Annotated in this window: 22 protein-coding genes; 7 read left to right on the plus strand and 15 right to left on the minus strand. The window is 67.1% G+C overall.

Going from position 1 to position 24457, the window contains the following annotated elements; genetic code table 11:
* Positions 1-124: 124 nt before the first annotated feature.
* Both NSQ78_RS18490 and ubiE read right to left on the minus strand, forming a co-directional pair.
* Positions 125-2053: a M1 family metallopeptidase gene (locus NSQ78_RS18490; RefSeq protein WP_064239211.1), complete on the minus strand. Its 1929-nt coding sequence runs from the start codon at positions 2051-2053 to the stop codon at positions 125-127.
* 186 nt (positions 2054-2239) lie between these two features.
* Positions 2240-3001 (minus strand): bifunctional demethylmenaquinone methyltransferase/2-methoxy-6-polyprenyl-1,4-benzoquinol methylase UbiE, encoded by a 762-nt coding sequence (gene ubiE / locus NSQ78_RS18495; RefSeq protein WP_005411082.1) that lies wholly within the window; start codon positions 2999-3001, stop codon positions 2240-2242.
* A gap of 80 nt (positions 3002-3081) precedes the next feature.
* On the opposite strand from ubiE, the gene NSQ78_RS18500 reads away from it, so the two are divergent.
* The 4 genes from NSQ78_RS18500 to NSQ78_RS18515 all read left to right on the plus strand — a co-directional run bounded on the left by NSQ78_RS18500 (position 3082) and on the right by NSQ78_RS18515 (position 4895).
* Complete coding sequence (locus NSQ78_RS18500) at positions 3082-3534, plus strand: nucleoside deaminase (protein WP_005419409.1); 453 nt, start codon at positions 3082-3084, stop codon at positions 3532-3534.
* A 199-nt stretch (positions 3535-3733) separates the two neighbouring features.
* Entirely contained in the window at positions 3734-3994 is a 261-nt protein-coding gene (locus tag NSQ78_RS18505; protein ID WP_064239212.1) for a hypothetical protein, read from the plus strand.
* Between the two features lie 74 nt (positions 3995-4068).
* Positions 4069-4395 (plus strand): hypothetical protein, encoded by a 327-nt coding sequence (locus tag NSQ78_RS18510; protein ID WP_049464602.1) that lies wholly within the window; start codon positions 4069-4071, stop codon positions 4393-4395.
* 77 nt (positions 4396-4472) lie between these two features.
* On the plus strand, positions 4473-4895 hold the full coding sequence (locus tag NSQ78_RS18515) for a low affinity iron permease family protein (protein ID WP_064239213.1): 423 nt from the start codon (positions 4473-4475) through the stop codon (positions 4893-4895).
* Between the two features lie 79 nt (positions 4896-4974).
* Here NSQ78_RS18515 and smeF read toward each other — a convergent pair whose 3' ends face one another.
* The 3 genes from smeF to smeD all read right to left on the minus strand — a co-directional run bounded on the left by smeF (position 4975) and on the right by smeD (position 10804).
* Complete coding sequence (smeF, locus tag NSQ78_RS18520; RefSeq protein WP_149901777.1) at positions 4975-6375, minus strand: multidrug efflux RND transporter outer membrane subunit SmeF; 1401 nt, start codon at positions 6373-6375, stop codon at positions 4975-4977.
* Positions 6376-6484: 109 nt separating this feature from the next.
* On the minus strand, positions 6485-9607 hold the full coding sequence (gene smeE, locus NSQ78_RS18525) for a multidrug efflux RND transporter permease subunit SmeE (protein ID WP_049464609.1): 3123 nt from the start codon (positions 9605-9607) through the stop codon (positions 6485-6487).
* 12 nt (positions 9608-9619) lie between these two features.
* Positions 9620-10804, minus strand: coding sequence for a multidrug efflux RND transporter periplasmic adaptor subunit SmeD (gene smeD / locus NSQ78_RS18530; RefSeq protein ID WP_064239215.1), 1185 nt, complete (start codon positions 10802-10804; stop codon positions 9620-9622).
* Between the two features lie 208 nt (positions 10805-11012).
* On the opposite strand from smeD, the gene smeT reads away from it, so the two are divergent.
* Positions 11013-11672 (plus strand): efflux transporter SmeDEF transcriptional repressor SmeT, encoded by a 660-nt coding sequence (gene smeT, locus NSQ78_RS18535; protein ID WP_005411090.1) that lies wholly within the window; start codon positions 11013-11015, stop codon positions 11670-11672.
* A 45-nt stretch (positions 11673-11717) separates the two neighbouring features.
* Positions 11718-12710 (plus strand): Gfo/Idh/MocA family oxidoreductase, encoded by a 993-nt coding sequence (locus NSQ78_RS18540; RefSeq protein WP_064239216.1) that lies wholly within the window; start codon positions 11718-11720, stop codon positions 12708-12710.
* 96 nt (positions 12711-12806) lie between these two features.
* On the opposite strand, the gene hslU is transcribed toward NSQ78_RS18540, so the two are convergent.
* The 8 genes from hslU to NSQ78_RS18580 form a co-directional block, all read right to left on the minus strand.
* Positions 12807-14180 carry an ATP-dependent protease ATPase subunit HslU gene (hslU, locus tag NSQ78_RS18545; RefSeq protein ID WP_049464617.1) on the minus strand — a complete coding sequence of 458 codons (1374 nt, stop codon included), beginning with the start codon at positions 14178-14180 and terminating at the stop codon, positions 12807-12809.
* Between the two features lie 103 nt (positions 14181-14283).
* Complete coding sequence (hslV, locus tag NSQ78_RS18550; protein WP_049464619.1) at positions 14284-14835, minus strand: ATP-dependent protease subunit HslV; 552 nt, start codon at positions 14833-14835, stop codon at positions 14284-14286.
* Positions 14836-14920: 85 nt separating this feature from the next.
* The gene (gene xerC, locus NSQ78_RS18555; RefSeq protein WP_064239217.1) at positions 14921-15817 is read right to left on the minus strand and encodes a tyrosine recombinase XerC; all 897 of its coding nucleotides are present in this window, start codon (positions 15815-15817) and stop codon (positions 14921-14923) included.
* Positions 15818-15833: 16 nt separating this feature from the next.
* Positions 15834-16508: a DUF484 family protein gene (locus NSQ78_RS18560; RefSeq protein ID WP_064239218.1), complete on the minus strand. Its 675-nt coding sequence runs from the start codon at positions 16506-16508 to the stop codon at positions 15834-15836.
* Complete coding sequence (gene dapF, locus NSQ78_RS18565) at positions 16505-17356, minus strand: diaminopimelate epimerase (RefSeq protein ID WP_064239219.1); 852 nt, start codon at positions 17354-17356, stop codon at positions 16505-16507. Before dapF ends, NSQ78_RS18560 begins: the two co-directional genes overlap by 4 nt.
* Complete coding sequence (locus NSQ78_RS18570) at positions 17349-17621, minus strand: lipoprotein (RefSeq protein WP_049464627.1); 273 nt, start codon at positions 17619-17621, stop codon at positions 17349-17351. Before NSQ78_RS18570 ends, dapF begins: the two co-directional genes overlap by 8 nt.
* Positions 17622-17703: 82 nt before the next feature.
* Positions 17704-18129, minus strand: coding sequence for a YbaN family protein (locus tag NSQ78_RS18575; RefSeq protein ID WP_064239220.1), 426 nt, complete (start codon positions 18127-18129; stop codon positions 17704-17706).
* Positions 18130-18182: 53 nt separating this feature from the next.
* On the minus strand, positions 18183-20294 hold the full coding sequence (locus NSQ78_RS18580) for a S9 family peptidase (RefSeq protein WP_064239687.1): 2112 nt from the start codon (positions 20292-20294) through the stop codon (positions 18183-18185).
* Between the two features lie 308 nt (positions 20295-20602).
* On the opposite strand from NSQ78_RS18580, the gene NSQ78_RS18585 reads away from it, so the two are divergent.
* On the plus strand, positions 20603-21724 hold the full coding sequence (locus NSQ78_RS18585) for a pyridoxal phosphate-dependent aminotransferase (RefSeq protein ID WP_339207110.1): 1122 nt from the start codon (positions 20603-20605) through the stop codon (positions 21722-21724).
* Positions 21725-21847: 123 nt separating this feature from the next.
* Here the strand turns inward: NSQ78_RS18585 and NSQ78_RS18590 are convergent, their stop codons facing one another.
* Together NSQ78_RS18590 and NSQ78_RS18595 are read right to left on the minus strand one after the other, a co-directional pair.
* Positions 21848-23944 carry a prolyl oligopeptidase family serine peptidase gene (locus tag NSQ78_RS18590; RefSeq protein WP_064239222.1) on the minus strand — a complete coding sequence of 699 codons (2097 nt, stop codon included), beginning with the start codon at positions 23942-23944 and terminating at the stop codon, positions 21848-21850.
* 69 nt (positions 23945-24013) lie between these two features.
* Positions 24014-24337 (minus strand): hypothetical protein, encoded by a 324-nt coding sequence (locus NSQ78_RS18595; protein ID WP_064239223.1) that lies wholly within the window; start codon positions 24335-24337, stop codon positions 24014-24016.
* Between the last annotated feature and the right edge of the window lie 120 nt (positions 24338-24457).

Genomic DNA, 24457 nt, shown 5'->3' on the forward strand with positions numbered 1-24457 from the left:
GGAGGTCCTATGCGAGTGCATCCCGATTCTATCGGCAGCGAAAAGCGGATACACCAACGGCGGGTTTCCCCGCCGTTGGTGGTGAAGCAATGACCGGTTGCCGGCCAGCGGCCGGCACTACCGCTTACTTGGCTTCGGCCTTGGCCAGCATGTCCTGGACCGAGGCGGTGGTGATCGGGTGGTAGCCCGGCTTGGCCTTTTCGAAGGCCTGCTTGGCCAGCTCCAGCCCCTTCGGGGTCTTCACCAGTTCGGCGTAGATCGGCAGGATCAGCTTGCGACGGCCGACGCGTTCGATGAACGCAGCGGCGCCTTCATTGGCCTGCTCGTAGCCGCTGCGGATCGCCAGCGGGTACCAGCGCATGGCGATTTCGCCATTCGGGGTGCCGGTGAAGTGGAACGCCTTGTCCAGCGTGGCCAGCTTGTCCAGCGGCTGGGTCGCGCCCAGGCCGTCGATGAAGCGCACCCATTCCTGCGTGCTCCAGTCGGCGATGACCTGGCTGCTGGGCACGGTGCCGGCGCTGGCGAAGGCAATGCGCGCGGTATCGACGCTACTGAAGTTGCGCGACTGCGCCTTGGCCGCAAACGCCGGGATGCCCGGCTCGTCCAGCCACGCCTTCAGTTCGGCCTCGGTCACGGCCGACGGATTCTTCGGCAGCAGGTTCTTCTTCATGTACGCGACGAACTGGTCGGTGTTCGCGCTCTGGAAGGCGTGGTCATCGAACCAGCCGCGCAGGAACGGATCGAAGGTCTCGCGGCCGAAGCGCTGTTCCAGGAACTCCAGGAACCATGCACCCTTGACGTAGGCGACCTGGCTGAGCGCTTCGTCGGGGTCGCGCTCGTTCAGCGGCGGCAGCGCCAGCGCCTGGTCGGCCGGGCTCATGTCCTTCACTTCAGCCAGCAGGTCGGTCTGGTCGATCTGCTTCTCCATCTCGGCCATCTCCTTGCCGTACAGGGCTTCGGTGATGCGGCCCTGGACGTAGGTGGTGAAGCCTTCATTGAGCCAGATGTCCTTCCAGCTGGCGTTGGTCACCAGGTTGCCCGACCAGCTGTGCGCCAGTTCGTGGGCGACCAGCGAGACCAGCGACTTGTCGCCGACGATCACGGTCGGGGTGGCGAAGGTCAGGCGCGGGTTTTCCATGCCGCCGAACGGGAACGACGGCGGCAGCACCAGCATGTCGTAGCGGCCCCAGCGGTATTCACCGTACAGCTTCTCGGCGGCACCGATCATCTTCTCGGTGTCTTCGAATTCCTTGGCGGCCTTGTTGACCATGGTCGGCTCGGCCCAGACGCCGGAGCGGCCGGAGATCGGCTCGAACACCAGGTCACCGGCGGCGATGGCCAGCAGGTAGGACGGAATCGGCTGCGGCATCTTGAAGGTGTAGTCACCGTCACGCGCGGCCTTCGGATCGTTGTCGGCGCTCATCAGCACCATCACGTCCGGGCGCGAGACCACGTGCGCGCTGTAGGTGAAGCGCACGCTCGGGGTGTCCTGCAGCGGCACCCAGGAGCGGGCATGGATGGCCTGCGACTGGCTGAACATGAAGGGCAGCTTCTTGCCCTCGGTCATCGACGGCGCCAGCCACTGCAGGCCCGAGGCGGTCGGTGCGGTGTGGTAGGTCACTTCCACCTTGGCCGGCTGCTCCGCGGCCTCGATGGTCAGCTTGCTGCCGAACACCTTGTCGGCCGGGGCCAGTTCGAACTTCAGCGGGCTGCGCGCGCCATCGGCGGCGACGGCCTCGACCTTGGACACGGTCAGCTCGCGGGTGTCGAGCACCAGCAGGCTGGCGTCCTTCTGCTTCCACTCCAGCGTATAGGTGGCGGTACCGCCGATCTGCTTCTGGTCGAAGTCCAGCTTCAGATCCAGCGCGATGTCCTTGATGACGACCTTGTCCGGCTCGGCGTACGAGCTTTCGTCGTGGCTGCGGTTTTCGGCGTTCACGGGGGCGGCGGGGGCCTTTGCGGCAGTCGGGGCGGCGGCGGGCGCGGCCGCCTCCTGGGAGCAGCCGGCGGCCAGGGCCACGGCCAACGGAAGGAGCATCAGCGGATTACGCATGAATCGGGACCGTTACGGGGATCAAACCCCAATGGTACCTCCCTCCGGCCGCGCAGGCGTTGCGCGGTGCGGGGTAATGGCGGCCCACAGCACCGGTAGTGCCGGCCGCTGGTAAACATCCACGGGACGATGACCGGGCACGGGGATGTTACCACCAGCGGCTTCTACACTACCCGGACACCGGGCTTACAGCTTGTAGCCGGAGTGGATCGAGACGATGCCGCCAGTCAGGTTCTTGTAGTGGCAGCGCTCGAAGCCGGCCTGCCCCATCATCGCCTTCAGTTCGTCCTGCGGCGGGTGCTTGCGGATGCTCTCGGCCAGGTACTGGTAGCTGTCCGAATCGTTGGCGAACAGCTTGCCCAGCTTGGGCAGGATCTTGAACGAGTGGAAGTCGTAGATCGGCTTGAACCAGTCCGCCGTCACTTCGGAGAATTCCAGCACGCGGGCCTGGCCGCCCACCTTCAGCACGCGGTACATCTCGCGCAGGCCGGCGTCCTTGTCGGTCACGTTGCGCAGGCCGAAGGCAATGGTGACCAGATCGAAGCTGTTGTCCGGGAACGGCAGGGCTTCGGCGTTGCACTGCACGTAGTCCAGGCCCAGCACCAGGCCGCGGTTGGTCAGGCGGTCACGGCCGACCGACAGCATGCCGGCGTTGATGTCGCCCAGCACCACCGAACCCTCGGCGCCGACGCGCTCCTTCAGCAGGGCGGCGATGTCGCCGGTGCCGCCGGCCAGGTCCAGCACGCGGTCGCCCGGCTTCACCTGCGCGGTCGCCACGTAGTAGCGCTTCCACGCCCGGTGCACGCCCAGGCTCATCAGGTCGTTCATCAGGTCGTAGTTGCGCGCGACCGAGGTGAACACCTGGCCGACCAGCTTCTGCTTGTCCTTGGCGGCGACGTCGCGGAACCCGAAATGGGTGGTACCGGCTTTGTAGGGGGATTCGCTCATGCCCCCGATTATCGCACCGCCAGGGGCCAGCGGCACCCCCTGCCCGTATCATGGCGGGCCACGACTTACCGGAGCCCCACATGATCACCACGCCCGACTACCAGGCCCTGCTGCAGACCGCCATCGCCGAAGCCCGCCAGGGCCTGGCCGAGGGCGGGGTGCCGATCGGCGCGGCGCTGTACCACAACGACGGGCGCCTGCTCGGCTGCGGCCACAACCGCCGCGTGCAGGAAGGTGACCCGTCGGTGCACGGCGAGACCGACGCCTTCCGCAAGGCCGGCCGCCAGCGTCGCTACCAGGACACCATCATGGTCACCACCCTGGCCCCGTGCTGGTACTGCTCCGGACTGGTGCGCCAGTTCAACATCGGCACCGTGGTGGTGGGCGAATCGCGCACGTTCCAGGGCGGCATCGACTGGCTGCGGGAGAACGGCGTCAACGTGATCGACCTGGACAACCAGGAATGCGTGGACCTCCTGGGTGATTTCATCAGCCGCCACCCGGACATCTGGAACGAAGACATCGGTGAATGAGCAGCGCAGCGCCTGCCGTTCCACCCGTTTAATGAACGCTTCAGTGCCGGCACGTTCTAGTGCCGGCAGCGTTTGCGGCCATCACTGTGACCGTGTGCACAGTCAGAGAGCGGGCCTGCACACGTTGCGGTAACACTCGCCACCGCCAACACGCCTACGGTGGGGTTCACCGGGGCTCCTTTCCCCGGCGGAGCCAGCCATGTGCGCGCACGCCGTACGCCCTACGCCAGACCCGATTCTTGCCCCGATCCGCGACCGCCTGCAGCAACAGTTCGCGCTGCATCGGCGCGGTGCATTGTTCTGGACCGCCTACCAGGGGCTGCAGCTGGAACTGGCGCGCAGCCATCCGCTGGAGCATGAGCGCCTGTGCAACGCCATGGCCGACATGGCCGAAGACCTCGGCGCCGTCGAGCATGCGCAGCTCATAGGCAATCGCAACGCCGGCTCCACATCCCGCTGACACGGCATGCACCGGCGTATACGCCACACTGCGATCACCCCCCACTCCCATCCACCTCAACCGATTGGATCGACATGCACGCTGAAGTTCCCGCCATTCCCCCGGTCATCAACGTTGACGCCGAGCTTGATCACTGGCGCCGCCAGCATGCCGACGGCGCGCTGCCGCACAACTCGTTCGGCTCCTACGTGCCGTGGATCAAGTTCGCCTGTGATTCGCTGATCACCCAGCCGCGCGCCAGCAATGCGCAGCGCGACGAGATGTTCCAGACCCAGTACGCCCTGCAGATCATGCCCCGCCTGAGCGAAGCCCAGGCCCGCGAATTCGTCGACCGTTGCTGGCAGCACGTCTACCAGAGCAGCCCGGTACGCCTGCAGGACGCGCCGCGCCTGCGCGCCTGAGCTGCGGCGAAGCGGCTGCACGGTCCCTGCACGAGCCACTACCGATCATCCTCGTCACCTGAGTGGGACGGACGACGATGAAAGCACGCAACCTGTTCAACGCCATCGCCAAGAAGGCCGCGGCAGCCACCGGCTCGCCCTGGACCTTCCTGGCCGCCGTGACCATCGTGGTGGTCTGGGGCATCAGCGGTCCGGTGTTCGGCTTCAACGACACCTGGCAGCTGGTGATCAACACCGGCACCACCATCATCACGTTCCTGATGGTGTTCCTGATCCAGCACACGCAGAACGCGGACACTGCCGCGATGCAGATCAAGCTGGACGAGCTGATCCGCGCGACCAGCGAGGCCAACAACGAGCTCCTGGACCTGGAAGAACTGGACGAGGAGCGGCTGGAAGAAATCCGGCGCGAGTACGAGCAGATGGCACGCGAAGCCGGCGACGCGCTGGCGCGCGTCCGCGCCTGCCACGCCGCGCGGCGTGACGACGAAGCGGTCTAGCCCTGTAGTGGCACTGCCGGGCAGCGGCCGGCACTACCATCGATCATCAAGGTAGAGCCGGCCGCTGGCCGGCTGTCCTTCAGCTGCGCTCGTGCCAGCCGCCGCCCAGCACCTTGTACAGGGTGATGCGGTTGGACTGCTGCGCCAGCTGGGCCTGCAGCTGGGTCTGCTGCGCGTTGTAGGCGGTGCGCCGTGCGTCGAGCAGGGTCACGAAGCTGTCCAACCCGGCGTCATAGCGCGCCTGCGACAGGCGATTGGCCTGCTCGGCCGCCTCCACCAGGCGCTGCTGCGCGCTGACCTGCTCGTCCAGGCTGACGTTCAGCGCCAGCGCGTCGGCGGTTTCGCGGAAGCCCACCTGGATCGCCTTCTCGTACTGCGCCAGCGCGATATCGCGGTCGGCATTGGCAATGGCGAGGTTGGCGCGCAGCTTGCCGCCCTGGAAGATCGGCAGGGTGATCTTCGGCAGGAAACTCCACACGCGGGTGCCGCTGTCGAACAGGTTGGACAGTTCGGTCGAGCCACTGCCGATGCTGCCGGTCAGCGAAATGCTCGGGAAGAACGCCGCACGTGCGGCGCCGATGTTGGCGTTGGCGGCCAGCAGCTGGTGCTCGGCGGCCATGATGTCCGGGCGCTGCAGCAGCACATCGCTGGGCAGGCCCGCCGGCGGCGGCGCCAGCGCGAGCAGCTGCGGGCCGATGCTGTCCGGCAGCAATGCCGGATCCAGCTGGCCACCGGCCAGCAGCGCCAGCGCATTGCGGTCCTGGGCCAGCTGCGCGCGCAGGCGCGCGGCATCGGTGCGTGCGGTCTCGACCAGGGTGCGGGTCTGGGTCAGCTCCAGGGCGGAGCTGCCACCGCGTTCGTGGCGTGCCTCGGCCAGGCGCAGCGAATCCTCGTAGGTCTTCAGCGTGGCCTCGGCAATCTTCAGCTGCTGCGCATCGGCACCATAGGTCAGCCACGCGGTGGCGGTCTCGGCGACCAGGCTCAGTTGCGCGTTGCGGCGGTTGGCGGCCACGGCGAAGTACTGCTGCAGCGCCGCTTCGCTGAGGTTGCGGACGCGGCCGAACAGGTCCAGCTCGAACTCGGCCACGCCAACCCCGGCGGTGAACTGCTCGCTGACGCCGGCGTCGGTGCCCTGGCGCTGCATCTGCCCGGTCACGGCCACGCCGGGCACGCGGTCGGCACGCTGCACGCGGTACTGCCCCCGCGCGCGTTCGACGTTGAGCACGGCCACGCGCAGGTCGCGGTTGTTCTGCAGCGACTGCTCGATCACCTGCTGCAGGCGCCGATCAGTGAAGAAGTCGCGCCAGCCGACGGCGGCGACATCGGCGACCTGGCCCTGCGCGGCCTCGGCCGGCCACTGCGCCGGGATGGCCGGCGCGACGGCGGTGTCCTTCGGCGCCAGGGTGGAGCAGCCGGCGAGCGCGAGCGCGGCGGCAATGGAGAGGAACAGGGATGCACTTTTCATGGGAATGGCTTCCATCGGTACTGCCGGATGGCAGGAGGTAGTGCCGGCCGCTGGCCGGCAACCTCGTTGGATTCACATCAAGCAAGCAGTAGGTGCCGGCCAGCGGCCGGCACTACCGATTCACTTACGTCGCGGACTTGCGCTTGAACACGCGCTGCACCACCACGAAGAACAGCGGCACGAAGAACACGCCGAGCACGGTGCCGACGATCATGCCGCCCAGCACGCCGGTGCCGATCGCCTGCTTGGCGCCGGAGCCGGCACCGCTGGAAATCGCCAGCGGTACCACGCCCATGCCGAAGGCCAGCGAAGTCATCACGATCGGGCGCAGGCGGTCGCGCACGGCGTGCATGATCGCGTCGACCAGGCTGGCGCCCTTCTCCAGGTTTTCCTTGGCGAACTCGACGATCAGGATCGCGTTCTTGCTGGTCAGGCCCACCGTGGTCAGCATCGCCACCTGGAAGTAGATGTCGCGCTCCAGGCCCTTGAAGGTGTTGGCCAGCACGGCACCGAGGATGCCCAGCGGGGCGGCCAGCAGCACTGCGGTCGGCACGCTCCAGCTTTCATACATCGCGGCCAGGCACAGGAACACGATCATCAGCGACAGCGTGTACAGCAGCGGCGTCTGCGAGCCGGCCTGGCGCTCCTGGTAGGACATCGCCGTCCACTCGATGCCGAAGCCTGCCGGCAACTGCTTGGCCAGCTGCTCGATTTCGGCCATGGCATCACCGGAGGCAACACCCGGGGCTGGTTCACCCTGGATTTCCATTGCCGATACGCCGTTGTAGCGCTCCAGGCGCGGCGAGCCGTAGTCCCAGTGCTTGGTGGCAAAGGCGCTGAACGGCACCATCTCGCCCTTGTCGTTCTTCACGGACCAGAGATCGAAGTCCTCCGGCACCATGCGGAACGCCTGATCGGCCTGCACGAACACGCGCTTGACGCGGCCGCGATCGACGAAGTCATCGATGTACGAACTGCCCCATGCGGCCGCCAGCGTGCCGTTGATCTGGTCGATCGACAGCCCCAGCGAGGTTGCCTTGGCTGCGTCGATGTCGATGCGGAACTGCGGCGTGTCTTCCTGGCCGTTCGGGCGCACGTTGGCCAGCTTCTTGCTGCCGGCGGCAAGGCCAAGCAGCTGGTTGCGCGCGGCCACCAAGGCCTCGTGGCCCTGGCCACTGTTGTCCTTCAGGAAGAAGGTGTAGCCCGAGGCGGTACCCAGTTCCGGAATGGCCGGCGGCGGGAAGGCGAAGATGAAGGCATCCTTGATCTGGCCCAGTGCCGCCATCGCGCGGCCGGTGATCGGCATCACGCCATTGTTGGCGTCACGCTCGCTCCAGTCCTTCAGCTTGACGAACGCCATGCCCGCATTCTGGCCCATGCCGGCGAAGCTGAAGCCCTGCACCGAGAACACCGAGTCCACCGCGTCCTTCTCGTTCTGCAGGAAGTGGTTTTCCAGTGCCGCGATCGATTCCAGCGTGCGCTCCTGGGTGGCGCCGACCGGCGCCTGCACCAGCGCCATCAGCACGCCCTGGTCTTCGTTGGGCAGGAACGAGCTGGGCAGGCGCACGAACAGCACGCCCATCAGCACGAACAGCGCCGCCACGATGCCCATGAAGCGCCACGGACGGTGGATGATGCCGCGCACGCCACGCTGGTAGCGTTCGCTGGTGCGGTCGAAGCCGCGGTTGAAGCCATTGAAGAAGCGACCGGCCAGGCCACGGTGGGCGACGTGGTGCTCGCCCTTCTTCAGCGGCTTGAGCAGGGTCGCGCACAGCGCCGGGGTCAGCACGATCGCGACCAGCACCGACAGCGCCATCGCCGAGACGATCGTGGCCGAGAACTGGCGGTAGATCACGCCGGTGGAGCCGCTCATGAAGGCCATCGGCACGAACACCGCCGACAGCACCAGGCCGATGCCGACCAGCGCACCGGTAATCTGGCCCATCGACTTGCGGGTCGCTTCAAGCGGCGACAGTCCTTCCTCGGACATGATGCGCTCGACGTTCTCCACCACCACGATGGCATCGTCCACCAGCAGGCCGATCGCCAGCACCATCGCGAACATGGTCAGCATGTTCACCGAGAAGCCCAGCATCGCCAGCACGCCGAACGTACCCAGCAGCACCACCGGCACCGCGATGGTCGGGATCAGGGTGGCGCGGAAGTTCTGCAGGAACAGGTACATCACCACGAACACCAGCACGATCGCTTCGATCAGGGTCTGCACCACGCCCTTGATCGACACTCGCACGAACGGGGTGGTGTCGTACGGGACCTCGGCCTTCAACCCGGCCGGGAAGAAGCTCTTCATGTCCTCCAGCGCAGCGTTCACGCCTGCGGCGGTGTCCAGCGCGTTGGCGCCGGTGGCCAGGGTGACCGCCAGGCCGCTGGCCGGCTGTCCGTTGTAACGGGTGACGAAGTCATAGGATTCGGCACCCAGTTCGACACGGGCAACGTCTCCCAGGCGCAGCTCGGCACCGTCCTGCGCGCCGCGCACGATGATGTTGCGGAACTGTTCCGGGGTCTGCAGACGCGACTGCGCGTTGATGGTGGCGTTGAGCTGCTGGCCCTTCACCGATGGCGCACCGCCGAGCTGGCCGATCGCTACCTGGGCATTCTGCGCCTTGATCGCAGCGGTCACTTCCGGCACTGACAGGCCATAGGTGTGCAGCTTGTTCGGGTCCAGCCAGATGCGCATGGCGTACTTGCCGCCGAACACCTGGATGTTGCCCACGCCCGGCACGCGGCTCAGGCGGTCGACGACATTGGAACCGACGTAGTCGGCGATGTCGTTGGCGTCCATGCTGCCATTCTCGGACACGAACGCGATGACGTTCAGGAAGCCCGAGCTGGACTTGGCCACGTTGATGCCCTGCCGCTGCACTTCCTGCGGCAGCAGCGGCATGGCCAGCTGCAGCTTGTTCTGCACCTGCACCTGGGCGATGTCCGGGTTGGTGCCGCTCTCGAAGGTCAGGGTGATGGTGGCCTGGCCGTTGGACGAGCTGTTGGAGGAGAAGTAGATCAGGCCATCAAGGCCCTTCATGTTCTGCTCGATGATCTGCGTCACCGAGTCCTCGACCACCTTGGCCGACGCACCCGGGTAGGTGGCGCTGATTTCCACCGCCGGCGGTGCGACGTTGGGGTACATCGAGACCGGCAGCTTGAACAGGGCCAGGCCGCCGGCGAGCATGATGATGATGGCGATCACCCACGCAAAGATGGGTCGATCGATGAAAAAGCGTGCCATGGGGTTCTCCGCTTACTTCGCGTCGCCGGCCGGGGCGGCAGGCTGGGCGCTCGCTGCCGGCGTGGCCGGAGCTGCGCCCTTCTCGGTGGCCTTGACCGGCATGCCGGGGCCGATCTTCTGCAGGCCTTCGACAATGACCTTGTCGCCGGCCTTCAGGCCGTCCTCGACCAGCCACTTGTCGCCGACCGTGCGGCTGACCTTGACCGGGCGCACTTCGACCTTGTTGTCCTTGCCGACCACCATCGCGGTGGTGTCGCCCTTCGGATCGCGGGCGATGCCCTGCATCGGCACCAGCACCGCATCGCTGCGCACGCCGCCGCCGATCACCGCGCGCACGTACATGCCCGGCATCAGCAGGCCGTCCGGGTTGTCCACCTTCACGCGCAGGCCGAAGCTGCCGGTGGTCGGATCGACGCTGACTTCGGAGAACTCCAGCGTGCCCTTGTGCTCGAAGGTGCTGCCGTCTTCCATCAGGATGCTGACCGGGAGGGTCTGGTTGTCCTGCAGGCGGCCGGCAGCCAGTTCGCGGCGCAGCTGCAGCAGCTCGGCCGAAGACTGGGTCAGGTCGACATAGATCGGGTCCAGCTGCTGCACCGTGGCCAGTGCATTGGCCTGACCGGCGCTGACCAGCGCGCCCTGGGTGACGCTGGACTTGCCGATGCGGCCGCTGATCGGCGCAGTGATGCGGGCGTAGCCCAGGGTGACGTTGGCCGCGTCCAGCGAGGCCTTGGCGGCACCGACGTCCGCTTCGGCCTGCTTCTGCGCGGCCACGGCGTTTTCCAGGTCCTGCTGGCTGACCGCATCGACCTTGGCCAGCTCGGTGATGCGCTTGGCGCTCAGGCGGGCGGCATTGGCGGTGGCTTCGGCACGGGCCAGCTGGGCGCGGGCGTTGTTGGCCTGGGCGCGGTAGCTGGCGTCGTCGAGCTGGTACAGCGGCTCGCCGGCCTTGACCATGCCGCCCTCGGTGAACAGGCGCTTGGCGACGATGCCATTGACCTGCGGGCGCACTTCGGCAACCAGGAAGGCATTGGTACGGCCCGGCAGTTCGCGGGTCAGGCCCACGGTCTCGGACTTCAGGGTGACCACGCTGACCTCGCCCGGGCCCTGCTCGGGGGCCTGGGGTTGGCCGCCACAGGCAGCCACGGTCGCAGCGATCGCCAGCGACAACGCAATGGGTCGGATTCGGCTCAGCAACATGACGGAAAGGCTCTCAGGGGAAGAAATCTCAAAAAGCGCTGATATCGACCGGTGGGGCCGGCCGGCAACGCGCTCCGGCGTGCGGCGGCAGCCACGGGCGGCCTGCCAGGTACACGGCGGGAATGATGGGAGCGAAATATACATACATGCTTGTTTGTTTGTAAACAGGTACAATTCAGCCACGTTTCACCCGCACTCGTACCCATCCATGGCCCGCAAGACCAAAGAGGACACCCAGGCAACCCGGGAAGGCATCCTTGACGCCGCCGAAGCCTGCTTCCATGAACACGGCGTGGCCCGGACCACGCTGGAGATGATCGGTGCCCGCGCCGGTTACACCCGCGGCGCGGTCTACTGGCACTTCAAGAACAAGAGCGAGGTGCTGGCCGCGATCGTCGAACGCGTGCACCTGCCTTTCATGCAGGAGCTGGAGCGCACCTCGACCGACCAGCGCGATACCCCGGTGCACGACCTGCGCGCGGTGATGATCCACTCGTTCATCGAACTGTCCGAGGACGAGCGCCTGCGCAAGACCATGGAGATCATGCTGCGCAGTGATGCCTCGGCCGACACCCGGGTACTGACCGAAATGCAGCAGGCCGGCTTCCGTGATGCGCTGGACCGGATGGAGCGCGCGCTGCGCCGCGCCCGCGACCTGGGCCAGCTGCGCGAGGGTGCCGACCCCAAGATCGCCGCACGCATGCTGCACGCGACCGTGCTGGGCGTGCTGCACGGCGCGATGGTCGAACCGGACCTGATGGACCTCAAGCGCGATGGCATGCTCGCGCTGGACATGACCCTGGCTGCCTACGTGAAGGACGGCGTGTTCGTTCCCGGCACCGTCCCCGAGCCACTGCCCGAGGCGTGAACGAGGCTGCTCCCATCACTGCGGCACCCCTGCAAGGGTAGATCGATGATCCTGGACAACGTGGTGTGGGGCTTCATCGGCTGCGGCAGCGTCACCGAGAGGAAGAGCGGTCCGGCGCTGGCCCGTACGCCCGGCTCGCGGGTGGCGGCGGTCATGCGCCGCAATGCCGCATTGGCCGAAGACTATGCGCGCCGCCACGCGATTGCGCGCTGGTACGCGGATGCCGATGCACTGATCGCAGACCCGGAAGTGAACGCGGTGTACGTCGCCACGCCGCCCTCCACGCACATGCAGTACGCATTGCAGGCGATCGCCGCAGGCAAGCCGGTCTACATCGAAAAGCCGATGGCAATGGACCATGGCGAATGCGAACGCGTTCTGGAGGCCAGCGCGCGCCGTGGCGTGCCGGTGTTCGTGGCTTATTACCGCCGTGCCCTGCCCCGTTTCGCGCAGGTGAAGCAGCTGCTGGACAGCGGCGCGATCGGTACGCCGCGCAGCGTGCGCGCGACCCTGCACCGGCCGCATTCGGCGGCTGCCGCATCGCCGGATTTCTGGCGGACCAACCCCGCCATCGCCGGCGGCGGGCTGTTCGTCGACCTGGGCTCGCACACGCTGGACCTGCTCGACCATCTGCTGGGGCCGCTGAGCGATGTGCGCGGCCTGGCCAGTTCGTTGACCGGCGCTTACGCCGCCGAGGACAGCGTCTCGATGTGCTTCCGCATCGGGCCAGGCGTGCATGGCATCGCGCAATGGAGCTTCTGCGCGTTCCGTCGCCAGGATGAGGTCGAGATCACCGGCGACCGTGGCCAGCTGCGCTTTGCGACCTTCGAGGACGTACCGGTGGTGCTGGAAACCGAAGCGGGCGTGCAGGCCTTCGACATCCCGAACCCGCCGTCGATCCAGCAGCCGTTGATCGCGCACCTCGTGGGCGAGCTGCGTGGTAGCGGCCGTTCGCCCTCGACCGGCGCCAGCGCTGCGCGCACCAGTGCGGTGATCGACCAGGTGCTGCGGGACTACCGCACCCGGCCATCGCGCTGACCGCACAAGAAAAAGACCGCCTTGCGGCGGCCTTTTCTGATGCAGCGGGCGGGGCCAGAGCCCTCTCCGCAGCGAGGGATCCGACCCCATCGGGCGTTACAGGATGTAGCGGCTCAGGTCCGGATCCTGCACCAGCTCGCCCAGGTGCTTGTCCACGTAGGCGCTGTCGATCGCCAGGCTTTCACCGTCACGGTCCGGTGCCTCGTAGCTGAGCGAATCCAGCAGGCGCTCCAGCACGGTGTGCAGGCGGCGGGCACCGATGTTCTCCTGGCGCTCGTTCACCTGGAAGGCGATCTCGGCCAGGCGGTCGATGGCATCGGCAGTGAAGCTGACCTTGACCCCTTCGGTGGCCAGCAGTGCTTCGTACTGCTTGGTCAGCGCGGCCTTCGGTTCGGTCAGGATGCGCACGAAGTCATGCTTGCTCAGTGCACCCAGTTCAACGCGGATCGGGAAACGACCCTGCAGTTCCGGAATCAGGTCGCTGGGCTTGGCCAGGTGGAACGCGCCCGACGCGATGAACAGGATGTGGTCGGTCTTGATCGTGCCGTACTTGGTGGACACGTTGGAGCCTTCCACCAGCGGCAGCAGGTCACGCTGCACGCCTTCGCGCGATACATCACCACCGCCCACGTTGTCACCGCGCTTGGCGACCTTGTCGATCTCGTCGATGAACACGATGCCATGCTGCTCGCACGCCTCGATCGCGGCGGTACGGATGTCGTCCTCGTTGACCAGCTTGCCGGCCTCTTCCTCGACCAGCAACGGGCGCGCGGCCTTGATGGTCAGCGTGCGCTTGTGCGCCTTCGCACCGCCCCCCAGGTTGGCGAACATCGACTTCAGCTGCTGGCCCATTTCCTCCATGCCTGGCGGGGTCATGATGTCCATGCTGACGTTGGCGGCCAGGTCGAGTTCGATCTCGCGCTCGTCCAGCTCGCCGTTGCGCAGCATCTTGCGGAACTTGATGCGGGTCTCGTTGTCCTGCGCCGACGGCTCGTTGCGCGCCACTTCCGGATCGAAACCGATGCCGCCGCTGCGGCGCGGCAGCAGTGCATCGAGGATGCGGTCTTCGGCGCGCTCTTCGGCCTGGGTGCGCACGCGCACCTTGGCCTGTTCGCGATACAGCTTGACCGCGGTATCGGCCAGGTCGCGGATGATCTGCTCGACGTCCTTGCCGACATAGCCGACTTCGGTGAAGCGGGTCGCTTCGACCTTCACGAACGGCGCGTTGGCCAGCGTGGCAAGGCGGCGCGCGATCTCGGTCTTGCCGACGCCGGTCGGGCCGATCATCAGGATGTTCTTCGGCATCACTTCATTGCGCAGCTCGGGCACCAGCTGCATGCGGCGCCAGCGGTTGCGCAGGGCGATGGCCACCGCGCGCTTGGCGTCGTGCTGGCCGACGATGTGCCGGTCCAGTTCCTGCACGATCTCGCGCGGGGTCATGGTGGCGGAGGAAACTTCGATCTTCGACATGGATGTGCTCACGGATTCTTTGTCGGTAGTGCCGGCCGCTGGCCGGCAACCAGGCACGCGTGCGGGGGAGCATGAGGTTGCCGGCCAGCGGCCGGCGCTACCCTCACAGCTCTTCGACCACCACGTTGCGGTTGGTGTAGATGCAGATGTCGCCGGCGATGCCGATCGCTTCGCTGGCAATGGTGCGCGCATCCAGTGCGGTGTGCGCCATCAGCGCGCGCGCCGCAGACAGCGCGTACGAGCCACCGGAGCCGATGGCGATGATGCCGTCCTCCGGCTCGATCACATCACCGGTGCCGCTGATGATCAGCGAGGTTTCCTTGTCGGCCACCGCCAACAGGGCTTCCAGCTTGCCCAGGCGGCGCTCGGTGCGCCAATCCTTGGCCAGTTCGACCGCCGCGCGCTGCAACTGGCCGTGCTTCTCCAGCTTGGCCTCGAACAGCTCGAACAGGGTGAAGGCATCGGCCGCGGCGCCGGCAAATCCGGCCAGCACCTGGCCGTCGCGGCCAAGGCGGCGCACCTTGCGTGCATTGCCCTTCATCACGGTGTGGCCCAGCGTGACCTGGCCGTCGCCGGCAATGGCCACGTGCTCGCCGCGACGGACGCAGACGATGGTGGTGGCGTGGAAAACGTTGGGGTTCTGACTGGGGTCCATGATGCCTCCGGGGTGACAGAACCAGAGGTGGGGACTGCGCTGCGCCCTTCAAGCCACCCGCGACTGGCCGCCGCAGGGGCAACGTTCAGCTTTCTCCACTGCCGTCGCTGCTGCGTCGGCGCTTCGCGCGCGGGTGCGCGGCGTCGTAGACCTTGGCCAGGTGCTGGAAATCGAGGTGGGTGTAGATCTGCGTGGTAGCGATGTCGGCGTGGCCGAGCAGTTCCTGCACGCCGCGCAGGTCACCGGACGATTCCAGGATGTGGCTGGCAAAACTGTGCCGCAGCATGTGCGGGTGCACCTGCTTGAACAGGCCCTGGCGCTGCGCCAGCTGGCGGATGCGGATCTGTACCGCACGCGGGCTGATCGGCCCGTTGCGGCCGGGAAATACCGGCGAAGCCGGGCCGCCACCACTTTCCGCGCGCCAGGCCTGCAGCGCTTCGCGCGCCGGCCGGCCGAACGGCACCCTGCGCTGGCGGTTGCCCTTGCCCAGCACGTTGACCAGGCCGCTGTCGAAATCCAGATCACGCCAGGTCAGCGCGCAGACTTCGCTCAGGCGCAGGCCCGAGGAATAGAACAGCTCCAGCAGCGCGCGGTCACGCCGGCCGAGCTCACCTTCCGGCTCCAGCTCGACCAGCTGCACCGCCTCATCGGCGTCGAGGACCTGTGGCAACCGGCGCGGCGCGCGTGGTGCCTTCAGCGTCGCTGCCGGACTGACCTCGATGCGTCCGTGCTTGAGCAGCCAAGCATAGAAGCTTCGGCAGGCCGACAGGCGGCGCTGCAGGCTCTTGGCCGACAGGCCGCGGCGATGCTCATCGGCCACGAACTGGCGCAACGCATCGGCATCCAGTGCTTCCACGGCCACGCCGCGCGGCTCGGCCCAGGCCGACAGCGCGTCCAGGTCGCGGCGGTAGGCATCCAGCGTATGTGCCGACATCCGCCGCTCCACCTGCAGGTGCTGCAGGAAGGCCTGAACCGCGCTCATCGTCGCCCTGCCCTGCTCAGCCCGCGAAGCGCTTCAGGCCGGTGACCAGCGCGTCGCCCATCATGCGCAGGAACAACGTCCCCATGCCCGGGTAGAAGCGGTTCGGGTCGTGGCTGCCGACCGCGATCAGGCCCACGCCCGGCAGCGGCAGCAGCGCGGTGGTCTGCACTTCCTCGCTGCGCGCGCCGTACAGCACGGCGTTCTTTTCCGGCTGCAGGCGGCCGCAGATCGGCTCGCCGTCCTTCAGGCAGTCGCGGAACGGCCCCAGCTGCGGATCATCGGCAGCGATCACCTGCAGCCAGTCGGCCTGCTCCAGCCCGGCCGCCGGCGCATGCACCACCAGCCGCACCAGGTCGCCGGCGAAGTCTTCCTGCAGCGATGCGGCCATCGCGCGCAGGGTGTCAGCCGCGTTGTCCTGCTTCATCAGTGCCAGGGTCAGCTGGTGCGTACGCACCGCCAGCCGTTCATTGACCTGGGCGGTCGCGCCCAGGTCGGCCAACCGTCGCGCCAGCTCGCGGTTCTTCTCGCGCAGCACTTCCAGCTGGTAGCTGGCCAGCGACGCGGTCGGGCCGTCATCACGCGGCACCACCAGGGTCAGCGCCAGGTCCGGGAACTGCTTGAGGAAGCCCGGATGACGCCGCAACCAGGCAGCGACTTCATGGGCCCCGAGCTTGTCGACGGTTTCGGTCATGCCACCCACTCCCCTTCGAAGACGAATGCGGTCGGGCCGGCCATCACCACCGGCTGGCCCTCGCCCGGCCACTGGATGCGCAGGTCGCCACCGGGCAGGCTGATGCGGGCATCCCGCTGCAGGCGGCTGCGCTGCATCAGGGTCACCGCCGCGGCGCAGGCGCCACTGCCGCAGGCCAGGGTTTCGCCGACGCCGCGCTCGAACACGCGCAGGCGGGCGTGCGCCGGGCCCATGACCTGGGCAAAGCCCACGTTCACCGACCTCGGGAACGACGCATGCTGCTGCAACAGCGCACCCACGCGCTCGACCGGTGCGGCATCGATCAGGCCCACTTCGATCACGGCATGCGGGTTGCCCATCGACACTGCGGCGAAGCGTACGCTCTCGCCCTGCAGCGGCAGCAGGTATTCCTCGCGCGGGTGGGCAAAGCCCACCAGCGGCACGTTAGCCGGCTCGAACGCGGGCACCCCCATGGTCACGGCGAACTGGCCATCGCCCAGCACCTTCACTTCATGGCTGGCCAACGGGCTGTCGATCACGAATGTATCGCCTTGCGCACTGCCTTCGCGCACCAGCCAGGCCGCGATGCAGCGCGCACCGTTGCCGCACTGTTCGGAGTTGGAGCCGTCGGCGTTCCAGATGCGGTACGAGGCCACCGAACCGTCCGCCCGCGGCGCCTCGATGGTCAGGATCTGGTCGCAGCCGACGCCGGTGTGGCGGTCGGCCAGGCGCGCGGCCAGTTCAGGCGTGGGCGGCGCGGTGCCGTCACGCAGATCAATCACTACGAAATCATTGCCCGCGCCATGCATCTTGCTGAAGCGCAGGGCCCTGGAACCGGCCTTACTCATTCCCGCTGCCCGCCTTCTTCTCCGGCGCGGGTGCCGGCTGGGTGGTCGGTGCAGCCGGGTCCACGGTGGTGGCCGGGGTAGCGGTGCCCTGGGTCTGCGCCGGGGTCGCCTCGGTGGCGGGCTCAGCTGCCGGTTCGACGGTCTCTTCCACCGGCACCGGCTTCTGCGGCAGTACCAGCGGGCCCTTGTTGCCGCAGGCGACGAGGAACAGCAGCGAGGCCGCTGCCAGCGGAATCAGGATGGCGTTTCGATGGGGGATCTTCATGCCCCGAGTATAGCCATTGGCGGCTGAGCGGTTGGTGCAGGGGATCGGGTTGCCGGCCAGCGGCCGGCACTACCGCCGGTGCTCAATCCGCGGGGGGCGGCAGCGGCCGGGTCCACAGCCAGATCGCCACCACGGTCATGCTGCCGATCGAGAACCACTTCACCCAGGCGATCGGCACGCACCACAGCATGATGCCGGCGCATACCGCCATGGTGATCGTGGCCATCCACTTGCCGTAGCGGCTGACCGCGCCGTGCGCCTGCCAGTTGGCGATGGCCGGGCCGAAGCGCGGATGCTGCAGCAGCCAGGTGTGCAGGCGCTCGGATCCGCGCGAGGCGGCCCACGCCGAGATCAGGATGAACACGGTGGTGGGAAGGCCCGGCACGAAGATGCCGACGATGCCGGTGCCCAGGCTGGCGTAGGCCAGCAGCCACCACGCCCAGCGGAAACGCACCACGCGTCGCGGCACAGCGCTATCGCCGGAGGCTGGTGGTTCGGGCAGGCTCATGGCCGCAAGGATACCGGTTCGGGGCGCCGGGAATGCCCGGCCCCCCTTCACGCTCAGGGCTGGGCGATGCCCAGCTGCTGCAGCACGAATGCGTACGACTCGGACAGCTCGCGGTAGCGCTGGAAGCGCCCCGACTTGCCGCCGTGGCCGGCTTCCATGTTGGTGCGGAACAGGATCGGGTAGTGGCCGGTGTTGTCATCCCGCAGCCTGGCCACCCACTTGGCCGGTTCCCAGTACTGCACCTGCGAATCCCACAGGCCGGTGCCCACGAACAGCGCCGGGTAGGCCTGCCGCTTCACGTTGTCGTAGGGCGAGTAGGACAGCATGTAGTCGTAATACTGTTTCTGTTCCGGGTTGCCCCACTCGTCGTACTCGTTGGTGGTCAGCGGAATGGTCGGGTCGAGCATGGTGGTGACCACGTCGACGAACGGCACCTGCGCCACCATCACCCGGTAATCCTGCGGCGCCTGGTTGGCCACCGCGCCCATCAGCAGGCCACCGGCGCTGCCGCCGGACGCGGCGACGCGATCCTTCGCCGCCCAACCCTGCGCGACCAGGCCGCGGGTGACATCGATGAAGTCGTTGAAGGTGTTCTGCTTGTGCAGCAGCTTGCCGTTCTCGTACCAGTCGCGGCCCATTTCCTGGCCGCCGCGGATGTGGGCGATGGCATACACCACGCCACGATCGAGCAGGCTGACCGCCGTCTGGTTGAAGTACGGGTCCATCGACATGCCGTAGCTGCCGTAGGCGTACTGGAACAGCGCGCCCTTGCCATCCTTCTGGTAGCCCTTGCGGTAGACCAGCGACACCGGCACCTTCACCCCATCACGCGCGGTGATCCAGACGCGATCGGTTTCGTACTTCGAGGCGTCATAGCCGATCACCGGCTGCACCTTCAGTTGGCGGCGCTCACCGGTGGCGGTGTTCAGTTCGAACACGGTGGTCGGGGTGGTCATCGAGGTGTAGACGTAGCGCAGCCACGGCGTATCGGCCTCGGTGTTGTCGCCCAGGCCCATCGAATACGCCGGCTCATCAGCCTTCACGTAGTCGCTGCGGCCATCCTTGAACAGCAGGCGGATACGCTCCAGGCCCTCGGAACGTTCGGCGATGGCGGTGTACGCATCGAACAGTTCAAAGCCCTCGATGAACACCGCATCGTCGTGCGCGATCCAATCCTTCCATTGCGCGCGCGAGGTCGCATCGGTCGGCGCAGTGACCAGCTTGAAGTTCTTCGCACCGTCGTTGGTGCGGATCACCCAGCGGCCGTCGTAGTGGTCGGCGTCGTATTCGACGTCGCGCTGGCGCGGAGCCAGCACGGTGAACGTGGTCGGATCGCTGGCCGGCGCGTAGCGCTCTTCCGACGACACCGTGCTGTGCACGCCGATGGTGATGAAGCGATCGTCGCGGGTGCGGCCGATGCCCATGTAGAAGCTGTCGTCCTGTTCTTCGTAGACCACGGTGTCGGCGCTGACCGGGGTGCCCAGCACGTGCTTTTTCACCCGCACGGTCAGCAGCGTTTCCGGATCGTTCTCGACGTACAGCACGGTGCGGTTGTCGTCGGCCCAGACCAGGTCGCCGGAGCTGCCGGTGATCACATCGGGCAGCACCTGGCCGGTGCGCAGGTCCTTGAAGCGGATCGTGTACTGGCGGCGGCCGACATCATCATCGGCCCAGGCCAGCAGCTGGTTGTCCTGGCTCACTTCCATCGAGCCGACGCTGAAATAGCCCTTGCCGGCAGCCATGGCGTTGACGTCCAGCAGGATCTCCTCGGCGGCCTCCATGCTGCCCTTGCGGCGCGCGTGGATCGGATAGTCCTGGCCGGTCTCGAAGCGGCTGTAATACCAGTAGCCGCGCTCACGCGCCGGCACGTTGGAATCATCCTGCTTGATGCGGCCGACGATCTCCTTGTACAGGGTGTCTTCGAGCGGCTTGAGCGGTGTCAGCACCTGGTCGGCGTAGGCATTCTCGGCCTGCAGGTAAGCCAGCATGTCCTTGTTCTCGCGCTTGTCGTCGCGCAGCCAGTAATAGTCATCGTTGCGGGTCGCGCCGAACGGCGCCTTGACCACATGCGGATGCCTGGCGGCATCCGGCGGAACGGGCGGAGTGGCGGCGGTAGCAGTCGTGGTCATCAGGCTGGCGAGCAACAGGCAGAGGGTGGACTTCATGAAATAGGGTTCCTGGCGCATCAATGCAATGGTCTTCGGCGGGGTCACATCCGTTTTCCCGAAAGGGGATCTGACCCCAATCCCGGCAATGCGGCAACCCTGCGGATCGTCATGGTGGCCATGCCTGCCGGTAGTGCCGCCGCTGGTAAGCAACCTCACGGCCTGCGGGTGGGTCGGTTGTTACCAGCGCGGCTTCACTACCGGAGCGCGTGATCCCGGTGCGCGGCGTACCATGGGCACATGAGCACCCTGCCCCACCCGCCGGGCTACGACAGCCGCGCAGCCATGAAATCGCCCCGTTCCACGTGATGTCCCTGCTGGCCCGCGCGCAGGCGCTGGAACAGGCCGGCCACGATGTGATCCACCTGGAAATCGGCGAGCCGGACTTCACCACGGCCGAACCGGTCGTGCGTGCCGGCCAGGCCGCATTGGCCGCCTACCATACCCGCTACACCGCTGCACGCGGCCTGCCGGCGCTGCGCCAGGCGATCAGCGGCTTCTATCGCAGCCACTACGGGCTGGACATCGACCCTGAACGCATCCTGGTCACTCCGGGCGGCTCCGGTGCGCTGCTGCTGGCCAGCAGCCTGCTGGTCGACCCCGGGCGCCACTGGCTGCTGGCCGACCCCGGTTATCCGTGCAACCGTCATTTCCTGCGCCTGGTGGAAGGCGGCGCGCAACTGGTGCCGGTTGGCCCGGACACGGCCTACCAGCTCACCCCCTCCCTGGTCGAACAGCACTGGAACGCCGACAGCGTCGGCGCGCTGGTCGCCTCGCCTACCAACCCCACCGGCACCGTGCTTGCCGCCGACGAACTGGCGGCACTGTCGCAGGCCCTGCACGCGCGGGGCGGCCACCTGGTGGTCGACGAGATCTACCACGGCCTGACCTACGGCCTGGATGCGCCCAGCGTGCTGCAGGTGGACGACAGCGCGTTCGTGCTGAACAGTTTCTCCAAGTACTTCGGCATGACCGGCTGGCGGCTGGGCTGGCTGGTGGCCCCCCCGGCAGCGGTACCGGACCTGGAGAAGCTGGCGCAGAACCTGTACATCAGCGCCTCCAGCATCGCCCAGCACGCCGCGCTGGCGTGTTTCAGCGAAGAATCGATGGCGATCTTCGAGCAGCGTCGCGAAGCGTTCCGCCAGCGTCGCGACTTCCTGCTGCCCGCGCTGCGTGAGCTGGGCTTCCGTATCGAGGTCGAGCCGCAGGGCGCGTTCTACCTGTACGCCGACGTCAGCGCCTTCACCGACGATGCGCAGGCGTTCTGCGCCCACTTCCTGGAAACCGAGCACGTGGCGTTCACCCCGGGCCTGGATTTCGGCTTCCATCGCGCCAACCAGCACGTGCGGCTGGCGTACACGCAGGAAGTACCCCGGTTGCAGGAGGCGGTGGCGCGTATCGCGCGCGGGTTGAAGCGCTGGCAGGGATAACGTTGACGGTAGTGCCGCCGCCGCTGGTACAACCCCGGAATGCGTGAATGATGCAGTTGCCGGCCAGCGGCCTACACTACCGGCAAGAAAAACGCCGCCCTCGGGCGGCGTTTTCCGTTCTGCTTACTTGCCGCCCAGCCGCTCCCACAGGAAGCTGTAGGCCAGCGCCGACATGTGCGCGGCCTGCGCGTTGTTGGCGGCGCCGCCGTGGCCCCCTTCGATGTTCTCGTAGTAGGTCACGTCCTTGCCGGCGTCGATCATCTTCGCGGCCATCTTGCGGGCGTGGCCCGGGTGCACGCGGTCGTCACGGGTCGAGGTGGTGAACAGCACCGGCGGGTAGTTCTTCTTCGCGTTGAACAGGTGGTACGGCGAGAAGGTCTTGATGAACTCCCAGTCGCTGGTATCCGGGTTGCCGTACTCGGCCATCCACGAGGCACCGGCCAGCAGGTGGCTGTAGCGCTTCATGTCCAGCAGCGGCACCTGCACCACCACCGCACCGAACAGCTCCGGGTACTGGGTCAGCATGTTGCCGGTCAGCAGGCCACCGTTGCTGCCGCCCTGCACGCCCAGGTGCTTGGCGCTGGTGATCTTGCGCTTGACCAGGTCCCGCGCCACCGCAGCCATGTCTTCATAGGCCTTGTGACGGTTCTGCTTCAGCGCCGCCTGGTGCCAGCGCGGGCCGTACTCGCCGCCGCCGCGGATGTTGGCGACCACATACACACCGCCCTTCTCCAGCCAGGCGCGGCCCATGCCACCGGAATAGCTCGGGGTCAGCGAGATCTCGAAGCCACCGTAGCCGTACAGCAACGTCGGATTGGAGCCATCGAGCTTCATCGCCCTGTCGTGCACCACGAAGTACGGCACGCGGGTGCCGTCCTTGCTGGTGGCGAAGTGCTGCTCGATCACCTTGCCCTTGGCATCGAAGAAGGCCGGCATGGTCTTCAGCGTTTCCGGTGCCTGGCCGATCTCGGCCAGGGCCAGCGTGGTCGGGGTCAGGTAGTCGGTTGCAGTCAGCCACACCGCATCGCTGTCGTTGCTGTCCACGGCCGCCACGCCCAGCGTGCCAAAGGCCGGCGCGCCCACGAAGCGGCTGGTCTGCCAGCCATTGGCGCCCGGGGTCAGCACCGACAGGCGGTTCTTGACGTCGTCCAGCACATTCAGCACCAGGTGGTTCTTGGTCCAGGTGGCGCTGGCCAGCGAGGTGGTCGCGGTCGGGGTGAACAGCACGTCGAACTCGCGCTTGCCGGCCAGGAAGTCATCCAGCTTCGTCGCCAGCAGCGAACCGGACGCGTACGTCTTGCCGCCCACGGTCCACGGATCGCGCAGCTCCAGGGTCAGCCACTGCTTGTGCAGGCCCTTCTCGGCCGAATTCGGCGCGTCGATCTTGGTCAGCGTGCCGTCGTCGCCGCGCAGGTAGATCTCGTTGTTGTAGAACGCCAGGGTGCGGCTGACCAGGTTGCGTTCGAAGCCCGGGGTGTCGTCGTGCATCGCCGCGATGTACATGTCCTCCGGCTTGCCTTCATACACCACGGTGGCCGAGGCCATCGGCGTGCCGCGCTTCCACAGCTTGGCCACGCGCGGGTAGCCGGAGGTGGTCATCGAGCCGGCACCGAAGTCGGTGTAGACGAACACGGTGTCGCGATCGACCCAGTTGAGGCCGCCCTTCGACTCCGGACGGAAGAAGCCGTCCTTGATCCAGGTCTTGTTGGCCAGGTCGAACTCGCGGGTCACGTCGGCGTCGGCACCGCCGCGCGACAGCGCGATCAGGCAGCGGCTGTAATCCGGGCGCAGGCAGTCGGCGCCATGCCAGACCCAGTTCTCACCCTCGGCCTTGTTCAGTGCATCCAGGTCGAGCACGGTCTCCCACTGCGGCGAGGCCTTGCGGTACTCGGCCAGGGTGGTGCGCCGCCACAGGCCGCGCTCGTGCTGCTGGTCCTTCCAGAAGTTGTAGTAGTAGTCACCGATCTTCTGCACGCCGGGAATCTTGGCATCGGAGTCGAGCACCTCGCGGATGCGGGTCTCCATCTGCTTGAAGGCCGGGGTCTGCGCCAGGCGCGCCTCGGACTTGGCATTCTGTTCCTTGACCCAGGACAGCGGCTTGTCGCCGGTGACGTCCTCCAGCCAGGCGTAGCGATCGGTGTCTTCAGCGGCCACGGCGGTCCCCACCGAGGCAGCGGTCATCATGCCGGCCAGCAGGCAGGCGGAAGCGAGTCGTGACATTGCAGCTCCAGGCAGTCATAAGCCGTGGAACGCTAGCACGGAATGTCGTGGCCTCCCCCGTGTCGAAGGTCAGGCCGTGGCGGCCGGGCTGCGCCGGCCACGCGAGGCCGGAACAGGCCTGCGCCGCGCCTGTCCACCGGTACGCCGCGCCAGCCGCAGCCCTGACAGGCGCGGCAGTGGAAAGCGCAGCAGCGCCCACCAGGCCACCAGCGGCATGCCCACCAGCCACATCGGCAGCCAGCCCAGCCACGTGCTGTTGCCACGTGCCGCCGGCCAGACCAGCACCAGCGCCAGCCCGGCCAGGGCCAGCTGCCGCACGCCACGCAGCAGGCGCGGGTCGGCGGGTTCGACAATGCGTTCAGTTGCAGGGCGACGGACGGAACGTGCGTTCATGGGGCTTCTCCGGTAGACAATGCAACACAGCTTGGGCAAGCCCCTTCTCACAGGTTGCGACACCATTGACGGATCGCGCACGCTCAGTCGACCATGCTCAGGCAAAGCCCTCCTGAGCCC

This window comes from Stenotrophomonas sp. FSL W7-1447, from assembly GCF_037966425.1.
In the GTDB taxonomy this organism is placed as follows: domain Bacteria; phylum Pseudomonadota; class Gammaproteobacteria; order Xanthomonadales; family Xanthomonadaceae; genus Stenotrophomonas; species Stenotrophomonas pavanii.